Raw genomic sequence first — 2593 nt, 5'->3', positions numbered from 1 at the left:
ACGAACGGCGCCAGGAAGGTCTCGTCGTGGTCCGGGACCTGGTTGACTGAGGCCGCGGGTCCCGCGCGCCGTCGGCGGGCGCCCCGCCGCGGACGCCAGGTCGCGCGGCCGCCCGGGCGCGGGACCGGGGCCGTTGCCGATCCCGGCCCCCTTGTCCGATCCCGGCCCCGCCTCCGCACGCACCCCCGCACCCGCACCCGGGACCGCTCCGGCCTCTCAGGCCGGCAGGGTGACGAAGTCGATCAGCTCTTCCACGCGGCCGAGCAGCTGGGGCTCCAGGTCCTTGTAGGAGTGGACCCGGGACAGGATGTGCTGCCAGGCCGCTCCCGTGTTCTCCGGCCAGCCGAGCGCACGGCACACGCCCGTCTTCCAGTCCTGGCCGCGCGGCACCACCGGCCAGCCCGCGATGCCCACGGACGAGGGCTTCACCGCCTCCCAGACGTCGATGTACGGGTGTCCCACCACCAGCACGTCGTCGCCCGTGACCTGGGCGGCGATGCGCGACTCCTTCGATCCCGGCACCAGATGGTCGACCAGCACCCCCAGGCGGGCGTCCGGGCCGGGCCCGAACTCGCGGACGATCGCGGGCAGGTCGTCGATGCCCTCGAGGTACTCCACGACCACGCCCTCGATGCGCAGGTCGTCCCCCCAGACCCGCTCGACCAGTTCGGCGTCGTGCCGCCCCTCCACGTAGATCCGGCCCGCCCGGGCCACCCGGGCCCGCGCACCGGGGACGGCCACCGAGCCGGAGGCCGTACGCGCCGGGCGGACGGGTCCGCCGGCCGCGGGGCGGACGAGGGTGACCACCCGCCCCTCCAGCAGGAAGCCGCGCGGCTCCATCGGGAACACCCGGTGCTTGCCGAAACGGTCCTCCAGAGTGACCGTGGGCCCCTGGGCCGTCTTCTCGGTGCGGATCACCGCCCCGCAGAAGCCGGTGGCGACCTCCTCCACGACCAGATCGGGCTCGGCGGGCACCTCGGGAGCGGTGGCGGACCTCTTCCACGGCGGGGTCAGATCAGGCTGGTAACTGCGCATGGGACGACGATAAGCGGCACGCCGGGACACGTGGCGTCACGGCACGGCGGGCGGGCCGCCCTTCACGACACGCCGAAACGGCGGGCCAGCCCGTCGCGTTGCGCCCGTACGAAGGCGGCGTCCACGACCGCCCCGTGCCCGGGGACGTACAACGCGTCCTCGCCGCCCAGTTCCAGCAGCCGGTCCAGGGCGGCCGGCCAGTGCGAGGGCACCGCGTCCGGGCCCGCCTGGGGCTCGCCGGACTCCTCGACCAGATCCCCGCAGAGCACCACGGCGGGCGAGCCCGGCACCAGCACCGCCAGGTCGTGGCCGGTGTGCCCCGGACCCACGTCGGCCAGCAGAACCCGCACGCCGCCCCCCAGATCGAGGGTCACCTCACCGCTGACCCGGTGCCGCGGCGGCATCAGGACGTCCGTCGCGGTGTCGGCGTCGTGCTCGCTCACCCCGTGGCGGACCGCGTCGTCGCGCAGTTCCCCGGCACGGTGCCTGAGCAGTTCCGCCATGCCGGCCGCGCCGTAGACCTCCGCCCCGGCGAAGGCGCCGGTGCCCAGTACGTGATCGAAGTGCGGGTGGCTGAGTGCGATATGCGTCACCCCGCGGCCGAGGAGCGCCTGCGCCTGGGCCCGCACCTCGGCGCCCTCCCGGAGCGTCGCGCCCGTGTCGTGGAGCAGCACACCGTCCGCTCCCGCCACCAGGGAGACCGTCGCGTCCCAGACGGGAAGGCGCCGGCGCCCCGCACTGTCGCCCAATCGCTCCCAGCCGAACTCTTCCCAAGCGACGTCCATACGACGACGCTATCGGCAGCGACCTGCGCGGTTACGCGAGGGCATGGCCGGTCGCCCTTGCCCCCGCACCACCCCGCCCCCGTACACTGGCCGGGGATTGCTGGCACTCGAACGCGCAGAGTGCCAGGCAGACGCCGAAGAACCACAGCTGGAGGTGTGCGCGGTGCTCAGTGAACGCAGACTCGAAGTGCTGCGCGCCATCGTCCAGGACTATGTCGGGACCGAGGAGCCGGTCGGCTCCAAGGCGCTCACCGAGCGGCACAGCCTGGGCGTCTCCCCGGCCACCGTCCGCAACGACATGGCGGTGCTGGAGGACGAGGGCTTCATCGCCCAGCCCCACACCAGCGCGGGGCGCATCCCCACGGACAAGGGCTACCGGCTGTTCGTCGACAAGCTCGCGGGGGTCAAGCCCCTGTCGTCGCCCGAGCGCCGGGCCATCCAGAACTTCCTCGACGGCGCGGTCGACCTCGACGACGTCGTGGGCCGTACGGTCCGGCTGCTCGCGCAGCTGACCCGGCAGGTCGCCGTCGTCCAGTACCCCTCGCTGACCCGCTCGACGGTGCGGCACGTGGAACTGCTGGCGCTGGCGCCGGCCCGGCTGATGCTCGTACTGATCACGGACACGGGCCGCGTCGAACAGCGTATGATCGACTGCCCCGCGCCGTTCGGAGACACCTCCCTCGCCGATCTCCGGGCCCGGCTCAACAGCCGGGTCGTGGGGGGGCGCGGGGCCGCCGCGCCCCCACGGGGGGAGGTGCTGGCGGCGTGCGTGG

3 protein-coding genes are annotated in these 2593 nt (G+C 74.0%); 1 reads left to right on the top strand and 2 read right to left on the bottom strand.

Going from position 1 to position 2593, the window contains the following annotated elements; translation table 11 throughout:
• Positions 1–216 precede the first annotated feature (216 nt).
• A complete protein-coding gene (locus tag ABZ371_RS31535) occupies positions 217–1035 on the bottom strand; it encodes a DUF3097 domain-containing protein (protein WP_358686126.1) in 819 nt (272 codons plus the stop codon).
• A gap of 62 nt (positions 1036–1097) precedes the next feature.
• Positions 1098–1820 carry an MBL fold metallo-hydrolase gene (locus ABZ371_RS31530; RefSeq protein ID WP_358686124.1) on the bottom strand — a complete coding sequence of 241 codons (723 nt, stop codon included), beginning with the start codon at positions 1818–1820 and terminating at the stop codon, positions 1098–1100.
• A gap of 163 nt (positions 1821–1983) precedes the next feature.
• Here ABZ371_RS31530 and hrcA point away from each other — a divergent pair.
• On the top strand, positions 1984–2593 hold a 610-nt coding region (gene hrcA / locus ABZ371_RS31525; RefSeq protein ID WP_358686122.1), incomplete at its 3' end, for a heat-inducible transcriptional repressor HrcA.

The organism is Streptomyces sp. NPDC005899, assembly GCF_040629645.1.
In the GTDB taxonomy this organism is placed as follows: Bacteria; Actinomycetota; Actinomycetes; order Streptomycetales; family Streptomycetaceae; genus Streptomyces.
Note: the sequence above shows the minus strand (reverse complement) of the source record. Positions and strands in the feature narration are given on the sequence as shown.

Bases quoted from the DNA above. Each gene is read 5' to 3' on its own strand.
- ABZ371_RS31535 (WP_358686126.1), bottom strand. From the start codon at position 1,035: ATGCGCAGTTACCAGCCTGATCTGACCCCGCCGTGGAAGAGGTCCGCC.
- ABZ371_RS31530 (WP_358686124.1), bottom strand. From the start codon at position 1,820: ATGGACGTCGCTTGGGAAGAGTTCGGCTGGGAGCGATTGGGCGACAGT.